This window comes from Afipia sp. Root123D2 (assembly GCF_001425835.1).
Taxonomy (GTDB): domain Bacteria; phylum Pseudomonadota; class Alphaproteobacteria; order Rhizobiales; family Xanthobacteraceae; genus Afipia.
This window is the reverse complement of record NZ_LMDP01000001.1, coordinates 287,360-303,389: the sequence shown is the minus strand read 5'-3', so window position 1 is coordinate 303,389 and position 16,030 is coordinate 287,360. Positions and strand designations below refer to the sequence as shown.

Annotated in this window: 12 protein-coding genes; 7 read left to right on the top strand and 5 right to left on the bottom strand. The window is 62.2% G+C overall.

Features of this window, described 5'->3' with window-relative positions; genetic code table 11:
- Window positions 1-4: 4 nt before the first annotated feature.
- A complete protein-coding gene (locus tag ASC80_RS01380; RefSeq protein ID WP_056292171.1) occupies window positions 5-766 on the top strand; it encodes an ABC transporter permease in 762 nt (253 codons plus the stop codon).
- Window positions 767-840: 74 nt separating this feature from the next.
- On the opposite strand, the gene ASC80_RS24280 is transcribed toward ASC80_RS01380, so the two are convergent.
- Window positions 841-1,146 (bottom strand): hypothetical protein, encoded by a 306-nt coding sequence (locus tag ASC80_RS24280; protein WP_056295408.1) that lies wholly within the window; start codon window positions 1,144-1,146, stop codon window positions 841-843.
- Between the two features lie 225 nt (window positions 1,147-1,371).
- Between ASC80_RS24280 and ASC80_RS01370 the strand changes: the two genes are divergently transcribed.
- Window positions 1,372-2,193, top strand: a complete 822-nt coding sequence (locus tag ASC80_RS01370) for a L,D-transpeptidase (RefSeq protein WP_056292169.1) — start codon at window positions 1,372-1,374, stop codon at window positions 2,191-2,193.
- A gap of 39 nt (window positions 2,194-2,232) precedes the next feature.
- On the opposite strand, the gene ASC80_RS01365 is transcribed toward ASC80_RS01370, so the two are convergent.
- On the bottom strand, window positions 2,233-4,509 hold the full coding sequence (locus ASC80_RS01365; protein ID WP_056292166.1) for a spermidine synthase: 2,277 nt from the start codon (window positions 4,507-4,509) through the stop codon (window positions 2,233-2,235).
- 239 nt (window positions 4,510-4,748) lie between these two features.
- Between ASC80_RS01365 and ASC80_RS01360 the strand changes: the two genes are divergently transcribed.
- The 5 genes from ASC80_RS01360 (at window position 4,749) to ASC80_RS01345 (ending at window position 11,049) form a co-directional block, all read left to right on the top strand.
- Complete coding sequence (locus ASC80_RS01360; protein ID WP_056292165.1) at window positions 4,749-6,350, top strand: phytoene desaturase family protein; 1,602 nt, start codon at window positions 4,749-4,751, stop codon at window positions 6,348-6,350.
- A gap of 225 nt (window positions 6,351-6,575) precedes the next feature.
- Complete coding sequence (locus ASC80_RS01355) at window positions 6,576-7,487, top strand: 50S ribosomal protein L11 methyltransferase (RefSeq protein ID WP_056292162.1); 912 nt, start codon at window positions 6,576-6,578, stop codon at window positions 7,485-7,487.
- Between the two features lie 21 nt (window positions 7,488-7,508).
- Window positions 7,509-7,664, top strand: coding sequence for a hypothetical protein (locus tag ASC80_RS23455; RefSeq protein WP_156464211.1), 156 nt, complete (start codon window positions 7,509-7,511; stop codon window positions 7,662-7,664).
- A 232-nt stretch (window positions 7,665-7,896) separates the two neighbouring features.
- Window positions 7,897-9,732, top strand: coding sequence for an aminopeptidase P family protein (locus ASC80_RS01350; protein ID WP_056292158.1), 1,836 nt, complete (start codon window positions 7,897-7,899; stop codon window positions 9,730-9,732).
- A 39-nt stretch (window positions 9,733-9,771) separates the two neighbouring features.
- Complete coding sequence (locus ASC80_RS01345; RefSeq protein ID WP_056292155.1) at window positions 9,772-11,049, top strand: multidrug effflux MFS transporter; 1,278 nt, start codon at window positions 9,772-9,774, stop codon at window positions 11,047-11,049.
- Here the strand turns inward: ASC80_RS01345 and ligA are convergent, their stop codons facing one another.
- Genes ligA through ASC80_RS01330 form a run of 3 tightly spaced genes read right to left on the bottom strand, consistent with a single transcriptional unit; the run spans window position 11,050 to window position 15,794 of the window.
- On the bottom strand, window positions 11,050-13,203 hold the full coding sequence (ligA, locus tag ASC80_RS01340) for an NAD-dependent DNA ligase LigA (protein ID WP_056292152.1): 2,154 nt from the start codon (window positions 13,201-13,203) through the stop codon (window positions 11,050-11,052).
- 11 nt (window positions 13,204-13,214) lie between these two features.
- Window positions 13,215-14,888, bottom strand: a complete 1,674-nt coding sequence (gene recN, locus ASC80_RS01335; RefSeq protein ID WP_056292151.1) for a DNA repair protein RecN — start codon at window positions 14,886-14,888, stop codon at window positions 13,215-13,217.
- 12 nt (window positions 14,889-14,900) lie between these two features.
- Window positions 14,901-15,794: an outer membrane protein assembly factor BamD gene (locus tag ASC80_RS01330; protein ID WP_056292148.1), complete on the bottom strand. Its 894-nt coding sequence runs from the start codon at window positions 15,792-15,794 to the stop codon at window positions 14,901-14,903.
- Window positions 15,795-16,030 lie beyond the last annotated feature (236 nt).

Genomic DNA, 16,030 nt, shown 5'->3' with positions numbered 1-16,030 from the left:
CGCAATGAATTTTCGAGCCGTCCGCGCAATATACGTTTTCGAAATGGCGCGCACCTTTCGCACGCTGCTGCAGAGCGTCGTCTCGCCGGTGATTTCGACGTCGCTGTACTTTGTCGTGTTCGGTGCGGCGATCGGCTCACGCATCACCGAGATCGACGGCGTCAGCTACGGCACCTTCATTGTGCCGGGCCTGATCATGCTGTCGTTGCTGACCCAAAGCATCGCCAACGCTTCATTCGGGATTTATTTTCCGAAGTTCACCGGAACGATCTACGAATTGCTGTCGGCGCCGGTGTCGTCTTTCGAGGCCGTGCTTGGCTATGTTGGCGCAGCCGCAACGAAATCGATCATCCTCGGCCTCATCATCCTCGCAACGGCCGGATTGTTCGTGCCGCTGAAGATCGCTCACCCGTTCATGATGATGACGTTTTTGGTGCTGACCGCCGTGACATTCAGCATGTTCGGTTTCATCATCGGAATCTGGGCGGATGGTTTCGAGAAACTGCAGGTGATCCCGCTGCTGGTCATCACGCCACTGACATTCCTCGGCGGCAGCTTCTATTCGATCCACATGCTGCCGACGTTCTGGCAGAACGTGACGCTGTTCAACCCGGTGGTCTATCTGGTGAGCGGCTTCCGCTGGAGCTTCTTCGAGATTGCTGACGTCAGCGTCGGCGTAAGTCTCGGCATGACACTGGCGTTCCTCGTGCTCTGCACCAGCACGATCTGGTGGATATTCCGGACTGGTTATCGCCTGAAGACCTGAGCGTTATTCACTCCATAAAGCGAAAAAAGGGACTGGCCCGAGCCAATCCCTTTGAACACTTCACTCATCACGACTCAGTAGCGGCGATGATGCCGGTAGTGATGACGATGACGATAGTGCCGATGGGCGCGCCGATCCGGAATTCCCAGAACGCCCTTCACACCACCGACCGCTCCGCCGACGCCCGCGCCGATCGCGCCGCCGACAACTCCACCGACGGGTCCGGCTGCGCGATTGCCTCGACGAACGCCTTCCTCAGCGCCGCCGATAATTCCTTGCGCGTGCGCAGTAAACGGCACCGCCAGCATCGCAAGAAACGCGAACGCCCAGAGCAAGCGTCGCGACTGCGTGGCGTTCATGGTTAAAACCGCTGATTTCATCATTTCTGTCCTTGCCCATCGCCATTAGATCATCCCTATAACGTTACACTGCCGGAAAAGTTTCGATGCGACAGGCCGAAGGACCTCATTTGCGTCAATAGAACAGGGCCTGACTGCATATCGCCCCGTGCGTTCACTATAACGGCATCCAAGCCCCTGTTGAAAAAGCCATTTTTCGTGCCTAACTTCGCATTGGCGGCGGGAGAGGCCATTGGAGGCCAGTCGATGCGTGCGTTGTGGAGTCCGGTTACAGCTTTGATGCTTTTCGTGGGCATCCCGGCGGCGAACGCCGCAGTCTCGATCACAGTCAACAAGGATTTGCAGGAGATGACGGTCTCCGTGGATGGCGTACCGCGCTATCATTGGCCGGTGTCGAGCGGAAATCCCTCGCACGAAACGCCGAACGGAAAATTCCAGACCTTCCGCATGGAAGAGGATCACTACTCGAAAGAGTTTGACGATGCGCCGATGCCGCATTCGATCTTCTTCACCAAGCAGGGCCATGCGATCCACGGCACTGACTCGGTTAAAAGCCTCGGTGCGCCGGTTTCCCATGGCTGCGTACGGCTATCACGCGCCAATGCCACTACGCTGTGGAATCTGGTGAAGCAGGAAGGATTGCTGAGCACGACCGTGACCCTCACCGGCTCCTCTCGCGTGGCGCTGGCGCGTAATCCTCGCAACGTCGCTTCTCGCGGGAACAGCGCTAACACAGCAGCCGGACAACCGATCGAAATTGCCCCGGACCGCTCGTTGAACGCACCGGGTTACGATAGCAGCCCTTATGGCAATTCTGCATCGCAGGGCACCTATCAAGACAGCCGCGGCCAGGATCGTATGTATCGCCAGCGGGCTTACCAGGACGGCTTGATCCAGCAGGATCAGGCCTACTATGGCAATCGCGATATGCAAGCACCGGGCGGACGTCGGCTCTATCCCGACCCGCGATCACCCGGCAGGTATCTCGAGGAAAGCAACGATCCCGGTGCCGCGGCGGCGTATCGCCGGCAGGTTTATCCGCAAAGCCGCTACTACGTGTACGACTGAGGCCGTCACTGCGCACCGAACGACAACGCCGTAGCACAGTCAGTGGTCGCCGTTCCGCAACCGTCGCCAGACTGCGCCGAGCACGTTGGAATAATCGTCAGTCCAGACGCGTTGGCCCTCGGTGGCTTTCGTCAACGTCCACTTGTCATCCGCCGCCACATGGCCAACGTCGGCGGCTTCCCGTGCCGATAACACGACCTCCGTGGTGAAGATATATTCGCCGTCTCGCCCGGAATCCTCGTTATAGACCCAGCTCTTGAGATCGTTCTCGTCCGCAATCCCGACGACGACGCTGGCCAGTTCGAGATGCCGGTTGGACACGTGCATCAGCACCGCGCCATGTTCGGCGAGCTTCGACTTGTAGATCGCCATCGCCTCTTCCGTGGCGAGATGGATCGGGATTGCATCCGAGGAATAGGCATCGACGATGATCAGATCGTAGACGCCATCCAGCTCTCTGGCGAAAGTCAATCGTGCGTCACCGAGCACCGGCTGCATATCGGGTTGGCACGATGAGACGAACGTGAAGTATTTCGGATCGCGCGCGGTATCGACCATCGACTGATCGATCTCGAAAAACTTCCAGGTCTCGCCCGGCATGGACTGGCAGGCCAGCGTCCCGGCACCGAGGCCGATCACCGCGACGCGGAGCGGCGCGCCCTTGCGCGCGCGGATCGCCGTGATGGCCCGGCCGATCCCACCGTCCTTATGATAGTAGCTGATCGTTTCCGGCCGTCCGGTCACCGGCGTGCCATCGTCATTCTGGAATTTCTCGGCACCGTGGATCGTCGTGCCGTGCATCAGGACGTGATACTGGCCGCCGGGAGTGACCACGATCTTGTGAACGCCGAAAAAGCTGCGCACGGTTTCGACGCGCCCTTCATCGGCAGGATAGACCCGGATCAACATCAACCCCACGGCGACCAGCGCCGCCAACTTCCAGCGGCCGATCCCGAATGGCACCGCGAGCAAAACCGCCACAACAGCTACGCCTGCAACGAGCCAGACACGATTGGTCTCCAGCATCTCGACGGTGTGCCCTGTCCAGTAAGAAGCAGCGATCAAGCCTACCGCGACAACCATCGCAATCGCCCACAAGCCGGATCCGCCCCTTGCCTCACGGGTGGATGCAGGCCGGCACAAAGCGGCGAGCGCGAGCAGAATCGGATACTCCGCGATCCATGAGAACGTGAACGGCGCGACCAGACCCGCGAACAATCCGCCGACCATGCCGCCGAACGACAGCGCAACATAAAAGCCGGTCAGATAACGCGCGGCGGGGCGGGTACGCGCCAGTTCACCGTGGCAAGCCATTGCGATGATGAAGAAACACAATTGATGTCCGCCGAGCGTCAGCAGCAGGTTCTGCTCGCCACCGACCGCGAGCAGCACCATGACGCCTGCGATCGCCAGCGGCTGCAGCCCGAGCATCCAGGCATGCGGCAATAGCGGCCGCGACTGGAACACCAGCACCCACGTCAACAGGTACAGCGATAGCGGAAGCACCCACAGCAACGGTGCGGCGGCGACGTCGGTCGAGATATGAGCAGTTACTGCGATCAAAAGACCCGAAGGAACTGCCGCAAGGAAAATCCAGCGCGCTCGAATTGCCCAGCTCGGCGCGGGCGCATCTCCATCGGACGCCTCGACCGCGGCGGGCGTCATCGCCGGCGAACGGACCAGCAGCACGCCGCACAGAGCAATCAGCAGGATCAGAACGCCATACCCCACCGTCCACATCACATTCTGCGTGTGCAGCGTGAATATCGGTTCCAGCAGCACCGGGTACGACAGCAGCGCAAGAAAGCTGCCGATATTCGACGACGCATAGAGGAAATATGGATCAGGCCCATCGGGGTGGCCGGTGCGGACGAACCACGCCTGCAGCATCGGATTGTTGGCGGCCAGCGCGAAGAACGGCAGGCCGATCGACACCGCGAACAGGCCGAGCAGCCAGATCGCGTAGCCACTCGCCGGCGGCGTCCCCCATCCTTCCGAAATCGAAAGAGGCAGCGTCAGGAGCGCCGCAACCAGCAGGCATAGATGGATGACCACCGGAATGACCCGGCTCTTCAGCGTCATCAGATAATGCGCGTAGGCATAGCCGCCGAGCAGCAATGACTGGAAGAACACCATCGCCACCGACCACACCGCCGGTGAGCCGCCGAGACGCGGCAGTACCATTTTGGTGAACAGCGGCTGGACTGAAAACAACAGCAGGGCGCTGGTGAAAATCGCCGCCGTATAGACGACAAGCACACGAGCGTTTCGCTTGCCGGAGACCTCGCTCGCGGACACGGACGGCATCGACGTCATGAAAGCTCCGCAGAAACCCGGCACATCGCCGGAGGCTCGCCGATTGGACCACAGCCCCACCAGCCGGGCAATAACATGCCCGTGACCAATTGGCGCCGGCGGCACAGACTGGCACGTCATTCCACAGCGGCCTGATTTGCCTCCGCCGCCGCGCCGGGCCGTTGCCGTTCTTAATGTATGAGCAATTATCTGTGCCGAAATCCGGTTTCCACTTTTCCGGATCGTGCCTAAAATGATTCATGTCCGACTACGAAGCACTCATTATCGGCGCGGGCCACAACGGCCTGACCTGCGCCGCCTATCTGGCGATGAACGGCCTGCGGGTGAAGGTCGTCGAGCGACGCAAGGTGGTCGGCGGCGCGGCCGTGACCGAGGAATTCCATCCCGGATTCCGCAACTCGGTGGCGGCCTACACCGTCAGCCCGCTGAACCCGAGGGTCATCTCCGATCTGGAGTTGCATCGGCACGGGCTGCGGATCGTCGAGCGCCGCGCGCAGAATTTCCTGCCGGCACCGGATGGCAGCTATCTCCTGACCGGTGAAGGCCGAACGCACACATCTCTTGCGAAAATCAGCCCCCGCGATGCGGAGAAAATCGACGGCTTCAATCGCGAACTCGAGATCATCGCCGACGTGCTGCGCTCGTTCGTGCTGCGTGCGCCGCCAAACGTTGTCCAGGGCATGAGTCTCAATACGCTGCGCGAAATCAGCAACGCGCTGGAAACCGGCAACATCCTGCGCCGCCTGTCGATCGAACATCAGCGGACATTGCTGGACCTGTTCACGTTGTCGGCGGGTGAGATGCTCGATGACCGTTTCGAAAGCGACCTCATCAAGGCGCTGTACGGCTTCGATGCCATCGTCGGCAACTATGCCAGCCCCTACGCCGCCGGCTCGGCCTATGTCATGCTGCATCATGCCTTCGGTGAGGTGAACGGCAAGAAAGGGCTGTGGGGCCATGCCATCGGCGGTATGGGCGCGATCACACAGGCGATGGCGGCGGCCGCGCGGGCGCAGGGCGCGGATATCGAGACCGATGCCGGCGTGCGCGAGATCATCGTCGAGGGTGGCCGAGCCGTCGGCGCAGTCCTCGACAACGGCGCGACAGTCCGTGCGCGTTACGTTGTCTCCAACCTCAATCCGAAATTACTTTACACGCGACTGATCGCGGCAGATGCCCTGCCGAAGCCGTTCCGTGATCGCATCGAAAAGTATCGCAACGGTTCCGGCACCTTCCGCATGAATGTCGCGCTGTCGGCGCTGCCGTCATTCACGGCCCTGCCCGGGAACGGCGATCACCTGACCAGTGGCATCATCCTCGGGCCGAGCCTGGGTTACATGGACCGTGCCTGGCAGGATGCGCGACAGCATGGCTGGAGCCGTGAGCCAGTGGTGGAGGTCTTGATCCCCTCCACGCTCGATGACTCGCTGAGCCCGGCGGGCCAACACGTCGCCAGCCTGTTCTGCCAGCACGTCGCGCCGCAGTTGCCGGAGGGGATGTCGTGGGACGACAAGCGCGACGAGGTCGCGGATCTGATGATCGCGACGGTGGATCGCTATGCGCCCGGCTTCTCCGCCAGCGTGATCGGACGGCAGATCCTGTCGCCGCTCGATCTGGAGCGCGAATTCGGCCTGATCGGCGGCGACATTTTCCACGGCGCGCTGACGCTCAACCAGTTGTTCTCGGCGCGGCCGATGCTGGGCCATGCCGACTATCGCGGGCCGCTGAAGGGGCTCTATCACTGCGGCGCGGGCGCTCATCCCGGCGGCGGCGTCACCGGCGCGCCGGGCTTCAACGCAGCCCAGACCGTCCTGCGCGACCATCAGGCGCTGTTCCTTTAGCCTGTGGATAAATCTGTGGATTTCATGTTGACATGCCTGTGGATAATTAGCCCATAAGCCCGGGATAACCCTGTGGGTAGGACAGGGCATATCTATGTTTAGAGTCTGCGGACAACTGATCAGCCAGACTGTCGATAAACCCTGTATGACCGGTGGATATCGGGTGGACAGGCTGTGGGAAAATGAGCAATTGAAGCTGGTTTCACAGCGATTTACGGGCATTCCATGACCTCCCCCGATCTTTCCGGCTCTTCGATGTCAGCGGCCGCCAGCCGTGCTACCTGCGCGGTCGGCGACGAGCGCACGGCGAGCCGGCTCGTGGATGTCCTGTCGGAGAGTCTCGACGGCAACGACGTCGCCGTTGTCGCTTTCGAACAGCCCGGCGGCCGCTGGGACGTCACCATGTATTTCGCGCAGGAACCGGAGCGCGATGCCATCCGCGACCTGATCGCGCAGGCAGCGGGTCAGGCTGTCGCCGATACGTTGACGTTCGACGCAGTTGCGGCGACGGATTGGGTCAAATCGAGCCTCGAGGGGCTGGTGCCGGTCAGCGCCGGACGGTTTGTCGTTCACGGCAGCCACGACCGTGCCCGCGTGCAGCCTAACAAGCTCGGGATCGAGATCGAGGCAGCGCTGGCGTTCGGCACCGGCCATCACGGCACCACGCGCGGATGCCTGCTGCTGCTCGACCGGGTCCTGTGCCAGCGCACACCCAAGCGCGTGCTCGACCTCGGCTCCGGCACCGGCGTTCTCGCCATTGCCGCGGCCAAAGCGTTGCGACGGCCTATTCTTGCCAGCGACATCGACCCGCGCTCGGTCATTGTCGCACGCGAGAACGCCCGCCTGAACGGCGTTGGCAATTGGGTGGAATCGATTTGCGCGACCGGCTTCGCTTCACCACGCTTCACCGCAAACGGCCCGTTCGGACTGGTGCTGGCAAATATTCTGGCCAATCCGCTTCGCCAACTCGCGATGCCGATGGCCAGGCATCTGGCACCGTCGGGTTACGTCATCCTGTCAGGACTTCTGCCTCATCAGGCCGACAGCGTGGTCGCGGCCTATCGAGCGAACGGAATCAAACTTGTCCGGCGGCTGCAGGTCGACGGCTGGGCCAGCCTTTTGATGCAGCGGGCGTGAACAGCGAAAAGTGAGCTATCAATGATCCCGGCCGCGCTTGGGCGCAACATGGGTCTTTTCCGGAGCACGTTTTGTGCGGCGGAACGCGCGAACGTCGCGCTGCATCCGCGCTTCCGCAATCCGGTCGAACAATTGAATAATGATCCCGCGATGCGCCGTATCGGCCTGGCCTACTGAAGCCAGAGGTGGCGGCGGCGCGATCTTTTCAAAGCTGAATAGTGGCATGTCGAATCCCCCTTCACCGGCCGGGACACACATCCCTCCGCGCTCCTGCGGACCGGCGAAAAGAACGCCGGAGAGACCAAATCGTTCCCTATCCGGCTTTTTGCTCAGGTACTAAATATCGGCACAAACGCCGCCGATGATGGCAACATTCGCCGGCAATCCCACACGACCGAGGCCAGCCCCCATGTTTGAAGCCCAGTTCCAGACGTTTGAAGATCCCGAGGGCGGCGTCGCCCTGGCGGCGCGTCTGGCGGCCCTGCGGGAGGAAATCGCGCGCAGGAGACTGACCGGCTTCATTGTCCCGCGCGCAGACAGCCAGCAGAACGAATACGTTCCTCCATCCGAGGAGCGCCTTGCGTGGCTGTCCGGCTTCACCGGGTCGGCGGGCCTCGCCATCGTGCTGGCGCAGCAGGCCGCGATCTTTGTCGACGGCCGTTACACTTTGCAGGCCGCACATCAGGTCGACACTGCCGTATGGCAGGTCGAATCCCTGATCGATCCCCCGCCGGAAAGCTGGCTGACGTCACATCTCACGGCGGACGACCGGATCGGCTTCGATCCCTGGCTGCATACGACTGCCGCGGCTGAGCGGCTCGCCAAGGCTTGCGAAAAAACCGGTGCCGTTCTCGTCCCGGTGGATAGCAATCCAGTCGATGCGGTCTGGCAGGAACGGCCAGCACCACCGCTTGGCGCGGTTGCGGTTCACGGCCTGCAGTTCGCCGGCGAAGGCGAGGCCGAGAAGCTCGCCCGCATCCGCGCCGAAATTACCAGGAGCGGCGTCGACGCTCTCGTACTGTCGGATTCACATGCGGTCGCGTGGACGTTCAACATTCGCGGTGCCGATGTCGCCCACACGCCGTTGCCGCTGTCCTACGCACTGGTGCCGAAAGACGGCCGGCCCGTCATCTTCATCGATCACCGCAAACTGTCGAACAGTGCGCGGGACCACCTTGAACAACATGCAACGGTCGAGGAGCCCGATGCCCTGGCGTCGCGCCTGACCGAACTCGGCCAGCGCGGCACAGCCGTCGGCCTCGATACCGCGACCGCCGCCGATGCGCTGAGCCGATTGATCGCGACGGCGGGCGGCAAGCCGGTCCGCCTTGCCGATCCGGTCGCACTTCTCAAGGCGGTCAAGAACGCCACCGAAATTTCCGGAACACGCGCGGCGCATCGCCGCGACGGCGCGGCGCTGGCGCGCTTTCTTGCGTGGATCGACCGCGAAGCGCCGAGCGGCGTGCTGACCGAAATCGACACCGTCGAAGCACTGGAGTCGTTCCGCCGCGATACCGGCGCGCTGAAAGACGTTTCATTCCCGACCATTGCCGGTACCGGACCGAACGGCGCCATCGTGCACTATCGCGTCACCCGCAAGAGCAATCGTCGCATCAATCCCGGCGATCTGCTGCTGATCGATTCTGGCGCACAATACGAGGATGGCACCACTGATGTGACCCGCACCATCGCCATTGGCGACCCGACCGACGAAATGCGCGACAGATTCACCCGCGTGCTTCGCGGCCACATCGCCATCGCTCGCGCGTTTTTTCCCGACGGTACCAGCGGTGCGCAGATCGACGTGTTGGCGCGGCAGTTCCTGTGGCAGGCGGGCATCGATTTCGAACACGGCACGGGGCACGGCGTCGGCAGCTATCTGTCGGTCCACGAAGGACCGGCCCGTATCTCGAAGCTGGGCACCACGCCGCTCAAGCGCGGCATGATCCTGTCCAATGAGCCGGGCTACTACAAGACCGGCGCGTTCGGCATCCGGATCGAGAATCTCGAGCTCGTGGTCGAGGCCAGGATCGAGGGCGCGGAAAAGCCGATGAACGGCTTCGAGACCCTCACGCTGGCACCGATCGATCGCCGCCTGATCAATGCGTCACGCATCAGCAAGCAAGAACTGCGCTGGCTGAATGCCTACCATGCGCGCGTGCGGCAAGAAATCCGCCCGCTGGTGGACGAAGCCACCAAAGTGTGGCTCGATGCTGCGACAGAACCGCTGGAGCCCTCGCGATAAGTGGTTGAACACAACAATTCATAACAGAGTCCGGACAACGTGACCGACCCCAAGGCCAAAGTGGCCATCGCGGATCTTGCAGCTACCCCCTGGAAAATCCTGCCCTTGCTCGTCGCGATGAACGGCATCGCGCCGGTCTCGCTGTACATGCTGGTGCCGATGTTGCCGCTGCTGGCAACCACATTCCAGCAGGACATCTCGGTCGCGCAGATGACCGTATCGCTCTACATGGTCGGCTTGGCGTGCTCACAACTGGTGATGGGTCCGCTGTCCGATCGCTATGGCCGGCGCCCTGTTCTCATGTGCTGCCTCGGGCTGGTGGTGGTGGCGAATATCGGCTGCATTTTCGCGGAGACGCTGCCGCAGCTGATCGTCGGGAGATTTCTTCAGGCGGTCGGGGGAGCGGCCGGCATGGTCATCAGCCGCGCCATCGTCCGCGACATCTATGAGCGCAACCGCATCGGCGGCATGATCAGCCTGGTAATCGCGGTGATGATGATCGCGCAGATGATCAGCCCATTGGTCGGCGGCCTGCTCGATTACTGGTTCGGGTGGCGCTCGATCTTCTATGTGCTCGCGGTCGTGACAACGCTGACTGTGGTCGCGATCATGCTGGCCCTGCCGGAAACCCGGCGGTTCGAGACCAAGACGAACACCGCCGGATTCCTGAAGGATGTTCGGGCCCTGTCGTCGAGCAAAATGTTCCTCGGCTATGTGCTGTGCCAGATGTTTGCCTCCGCGATCATTTTTGTCTTTGCGGGGGGCGGACCGTACATCGTCGTCGATCACATGAACCGCTCGACCACGGAGTACGGCATGTGGTTCGCCACCGCCGGCTTTGCCTACATGATGGGGAATTTTGCTTCCGTGCGGCTGTCGCCGCGCCACGGACTCGACCGGATGATCGTGATAGGTCTTATGCTGCAGATCGTGGGGTCGATCCTCAACGTCGCGTGGGGTATCGCGGGCCTGAACCAGCTGCCCGCTTGGCTGTTCGGCACCCACATGATCGTCATGTTCGGCAATGCCTTCGCGATGTCGAATGCATCCGCCGGCGCGATCAGCGTACGTCCGCAGGCCGCCGGCACCGCCTCCGGCGCCATGGGCTTCCTGCAAATGGGATTCGGTTCGCTGTGCTCGCAGCTCGGCGCGTCCCTCGGCGGCCACTTCGCCACGCCGCTGGCGATGAATATCGCGATGCTGATGCTGTCACTGGCATGCGCCGCGGCGATCCTTTTTCTGGTGCCGCGCAGATCGATACCCGTTACGGCGGAGAAGATGATCGAGGCGGAGGAACAGGAAACGGGTTTGTTGTAGCTAGCGATCGCCGACCAGCGCCAGCCACTCGTCTTCGGTCAGCACTGCAACGCCCAATTCCTTCGCCTTGGCAAGCTTCGAACCAGCATCTTCCCCGGCGACCACATAGTCCGTCTTTTTCGAGACGGAGCCTGCGACTTTCGCGCCAAGCTTCTCAGCCAGTGCCTTGGCCTCGTCGCGAGTGAATTTCGTCAACGAACCGGTAAAGACCACGGTCTTGCCGGCCACGGCAGAGTCCGTCCGCGCCTTCTCCGCCGGAAGGACCTCGATTTCGGCGAGCAGATCGTCCACCGCCTTGACGCTGTGCGGTTCGGCGAAAAATTCGACAATGGCGTTGGCGACGACCGTGCCGATACCCTCGATCGCATTGAGGTCGCGATATGCCTCCGACTCCGGCCCCTTCCCGGCAGCTATCATCGCCGCGCGAAAATCCTCTACCGTTCCATAGTGCCGCGCCAGCAGCTTGGCATTGCCTTCCCCGACGTGGCGGATGCCAAGGCCGAAAATAAAGCGATGCAGGGCGATCCTGCGTCGGGCGTCGATGGCCGCAAAGAGATTACGCACGGACGTCGCGCCGAAGCCCTCGCGGCTGGAGAGTTTTTTGAGCGACCGGGCGTCACGCTTTTGCAGCGTGAAAATATCCGCCGGCGCCATCACCAGACCGTCGGCGAAAAACTCCTCGACCTGCCTGTCGCCGAGCCCATCGATATCGAACGCCAAACGCGAGACGAAATGCTTCAAGCGTTCCATCGCCTGCGCCGGGCATGCCAGCGAATTGGTGCAGCGGCGCACGGAGTCCTCGCGCCCGGTCTTCGGATCGGCTTCCCGCACCGCATGGCTGCCGCAAGCAGGACAAATCTGCGGAAATTTGTACGGCGTTGCGCTCTTCGGCCGCTTGTCGAGAACCACACTGACGATCTGCGGGATGACGTCGCCGGCGCGCTGGATCACCACCGTGTCACCGATCCGGATATCGACGCCGTCGCGAATCGGCTGGCCGTCGCTGCCGATTCCCTTGATGTAGTCTTCATTATGCAGCGTCGCGTTCTGCACCACGACGCCGCCCACCGTGACCGGCGCGAGCTTGGCGACCGGCGTCAGTGCGCCCGTGCGGCCGACCTGGATTTCGATGTCGTTCAGAACAGTCGTCGCCTGCTCGGCCGCGAACTTGTGCGCGATCGCCCAGCGCGGGCTGCGCGACACAAACCCCAGCCGCTGCTGCCAGTCGAGCCGGTTGACCTTGTAGACCACGCCGTCGATGTCGTAGCCGAGCGCGCCGCGAGTCTCTTCGATCTTGCGATAGAAGGTCAGCACGGCATCGACGCTGTCGCACAGCGTCGTGAGCCGGTTGGTGACAAATCCAGCTTTGGCCATCCATTGGATCATGCCGAACTGGGTATCCGCCGGCATCTCACTCATCTCGCCCCAGGCATAGGCGAAGAATTTCAGCGGGCGCGACGCGGTGATCGAGGGATCCTTCTGGCGCAGTGAACCGGCCGCCGAGTTGCGCGGGTTGGCGAAGATCGTATCTTCGGCCTCAGCCTGCTTCTTGTTGAGCGCGAGAAAATCGCTTTTGAGCATGTAGACTTCGCCACGCATCTCGCATACGGCCGGGATAGCGCGACCTTTCAATTTATGCGGGATATCGGCGATGGTCCGCACATTGGCGGTGACGTCCTCGCCCTCGAAGCCGTCGCCACGGGTTGCGGCGGTCACCAGATCACCGTCTTCATAACGGAGCGACAGCGACAAGCCGTCGATCTTCGGTTCGGCAACGATGGCTGGGATATCCCCGTCGCCCAGTTTGAGGAAGCGCCGCACGCGCTCGACAAAATCGGTCACATCCTCGTCGCTGAAGGCGTTGCCAAGCGACAGCATCGGCACGGCGTGAAGTACCTTCGCGAAACGTCCCGATGTCTGTACGCCAACCTTCTGGGACGGCGAATCCTTGGTAACAAGTTTGGGAAATTTCTTTTCGATGGCCTCGCTGCGCCTGCGCAGCGCATCATACTCGGCATCTGAAACCGTCGGCGCGTCTTTCTGGTAGTAGCGCTCATCATGCGCGGCGAGTTCCGTCGTCAGCCGCCTGTATTCGCTTTTCGCCTGCGCCTCGGACAGTTTCTCGATAGCGATTTTCGACCGGTCAGCGGGCATGGCAATGCACGTCAGGCTGTGGCGGCACGGAGCAGGCGTTCCGCCGCCGCGCGCGCTTCGGCGGTGATTTCGGCGCCGGCCAGCATCCGCGCGATTTCCTCACGGCGATGATCGGCCGCCAGTGCGTTGACGCGAGTGGCGACGCGCTTGCCCTTGTCGAGTGCGTCCTTGGAGATCAGCAGGTGCTGGTCGGCCCGTGCCGCGACCTGCGGCGCATGGGTTACCGCCATCACCTGAACCTTTTCAGCCAGCCGCGCCAGCCGCGCGCCGATGGCGTCGGCCACCGCACCGCCGACGCCGGTGTCGATTTCATCGAATACCAGTGTGGGCGCCGAACCGCGATCGGACAACACAACCTTCAGCGCCAGCAGGAAGCGGGATAGTTCGCCGCCCGACGCCACCTTCATCAACGGCCCCGGCTTGGTGCCGGGGTTGGTCTGCACCCAGAACTCGACGCGGTCGAAACCCTGCGGTCCCGGCGAAGCCGGATCGCTTTCAATCTGGGTGGTGAATTTCGCGCGATCGAGCTTGAGCGGCGCCAGTTCAGCGTTGACCGCCTTGTTGAGCTTGTCGGCGGACTTCACGCGCGCCGCCGACAGCTTCTTCGCCGCCGCCGAGAAAGCATCGTCGGCTTCCCGTGCTGCCTTTTCGAGACCCTTCAGTTGACCAGCACCGGCATCGATCAGCGCGACGTCAGCCTTGAATTTCTGCGCCAGCCCTGCGAGGGAATCGACCGGCGTCGAATACTTGCGGGCGGCCGCGCGCAGCGCGAACAACCGCTCCTCGATGCGCTCCAGTTCGCCGGGGTCGAAATCAGCCGCAACGATTGCCGCCTGCAGATGCTGCTCGGCTTCCGCCAGCGAATTCAGCGCGGCATCCATCGCCTTGACCGCATCCTCGACCAGCTTCGGCGCGCTGGCGGCACGGCGCTCCAGCCGACGGACAGCGGCCGCCAGTGAGGCGACCGGCGATTGCGGACCGCCGACGGCGCCATGGGCCTCGCGCAAATCCTCGGCGATCTTCTCACCCTGCATCATCGCGGTGCGGCGCTCGGCAAGCGAGGTTTCCTCGCCCTCCTGCGGGTCGAGCTTCATCAACTCATCGGATGCATGGCGCAGGTAATCGGCATCGCGGGCGGCGCGCTCCATGCTCGCGCGATGCTCAGCGAGCGCGGTCTGCGCGGCCCGACGGGCTTCCCACAGCCCCTCAACCGCGCCGACGTCCTTTTCCAGACCGGCGAAGGCATCGAGCAGCATCCGATGCGTTGCCGTATCGACCAATGCCCGCTCGTCATGCTGACCATGGATTTCGACCAGCGTAGAGCCGATCGCTTTCAGCGTCTGGATGCTGATGGCCTGATCGTTGAGGAACGCGCGAGTGCGGCCGTCCGACAACTGGACGCGACGCAGGATCATCTCGCCGGTATCTTCGAAACCGTTATCGCGCAGGATGGCGGCGGCCGGATGTTTTTTTGGCACGTCGAACACAGCAGTCACCTGCCCCTGCTCGACGCCATGGCGGACCAGACCCGCATCGCCACGGCCACCGAGGGCCAACGCGAACGCATCAAGCAGAATGGATTTGCCGGCGCCGGTTTCGCCGGTCAGCACCGCGAGGCCTTTGGAGAAATCGATGTCGAGCCGCTCGATCAGGACGATGTCACGGATCGAAAGCCGGGCCAGCATTTGAAATGGATCCTAACCGAGACCTAACTTCCGGAATGCCTTGCTGATGTAGGAACCCTGGTTCTCACTCGGCTCGACACCACCCGACTTTACAAGATTATAGGCGTCTTTGTACCAGCGGCTGTCAGGAAAGTTGTGGCCAAGCACAGCGGCGGCGGTCTGCGCCTCACCGACGATGCCGATCGCCATATAAGCTTCGGTGAGGCGGGCCAGTGCCTCCTCGACATGGCGCGTGGTCTGGTAGCGGGTCACGACCACCTTGAAGCGGTTGATCGCGGCCGTGTAATCGCGGCGCTCCATGTAGTAACGGCCGACATTCATCTCGCGGCCGGCCAGCTGGTCGCGCGCGACTTCCATCTTCTTCTTGGCGGCGTTGGCATATTCGGAGGTCGGGTACTTGCGGACCACCTCCTCGAGCGCGGCGATGGCCTTTTCGGTGCGGCCCTGATCGCGGGTGACGTCCGGGATCTGGTCGAAATTCGATGCCGCGATCAGATACTGCGCATAGGCCGCATCGGCACTGCCGGGATGCAGGCTGATGTAACGGTTCGCGGACGAGATGCACTCATCGTAATTGCCGGCTTCATAGGACGCGTAGGCCGACATCAGCAGCGATTTGCGCGCCCAGTCGGAATAAGGATGCTGGCGGTCGACTTCCTCAAACTTCTTCATCGCCGACCGGGCGTCATGCTTCTGGTTCAGCATGTACAAGCCCTCGTTGTAGAGCTTGTCCGCCGGCTCATCGACGAAGGTTTCGTCCTTGGCCAGGAACTTGTCCCACAGCGCACCGGTGCCGCAGCCGCCAAGAGGCGCCGCAAGAACGACAAGTCCGGCGACAAGCAGGAGATGGCGACCGACACGGTTCGCGAAGGAGCGTTCAACTGAACTGAGCGACTCAACCATCATACGTGATGCAGACCTAAGTGGAGCGAATGGCGACCATGATGACTGGTTCGGAGCGCGCCCATGGACACCCGAAACCCGACCCACTCGTCAAGGGGGTCTATGTAGCTGAAAAAAATACCTTAACCAACCGGATAGGCAGACAATTCGCCCGGATTAAGGCGGCTAGATGCCACCCCTCGATGGCTTCGGGGACAGCACCATTGATGCCACAGGCCGGAAACCCCTGACCCGGCAAG

Excerpts from the sequence above, each read along its gene's own strand:
- ASC80_RS01380 (WP_056292171.1), top strand. The coding sequence starts at position 5 with ATGAATTTTCGAGCCGTCCGCGCAATATACGTTTTCGAAATGGCGCGC.
- ASC80_RS24280 (WP_056295408.1), bottom strand. The coding sequence starts at position 1,146 with ATGAAATCAGCGGTTTTAACCATGAACGCCACGCAGTCGCGACGCTTG.
- ASC80_RS01370 (WP_056292169.1), top strand. The coding sequence starts at position 1,372 with ATGCGTGCGTTGTGGAGTCCGGTTACAGCTTTGATGCTTTTCGTGGGC.
- ASC80_RS01365 (WP_056292166.1), bottom strand. The coding sequence starts at position 4,509 with ATGACGTCGATGCCGTCCGTGTCCGCGAGCGAGGTCTCCGGCAAGCGA.
- ASC80_RS01360 (WP_056292165.1), top strand. The coding sequence starts at position 4,749 with ATGTCCGACTACGAAGCACTCATTATCGGCGCGGGCCACAACGGCCTG.
- ASC80_RS01355 (WP_056292162.1), top strand. The coding sequence starts at position 6,576 with ATGACCTCCCCCGATCTTTCCGGCTCTTCGATGTCAGCGGCCGCCAGC.
- ASC80_RS23455 (WP_156464211.1), top strand. The coding sequence starts at position 7,509 with ATGATCCCGGCCGCGCTTGGGCGCAACATGGGTCTTTTCCGGAGCACG.
- ASC80_RS01350 (WP_056292158.1), top strand. The coding sequence starts at position 7,897 with ATGTTTGAAGCCCAGTTCCAGACGTTTGAAGATCCCGAGGGCGGCGTC.
- ligA (WP_056292152.1), bottom strand. The coding sequence starts at position 13,203 with ATGCCCGCTGACCGGTCGAAAATCGCTATCGAGAAACTGTCCGAGGCG.
- recN (WP_056292151.1), bottom strand. The coding sequence starts at position 14,888 with ATGCTGGCCCGGCTTTCGATCCGTGACATCGTCCTGATCGAGCGGCTC.
- ASC80_RS01330 (WP_056292148.1), bottom strand. The coding sequence starts at position 15,794 with ATGATGGTTGAGTCGCTCAGTTCAGTTGAACGCTCCTTCGCGAACCGT.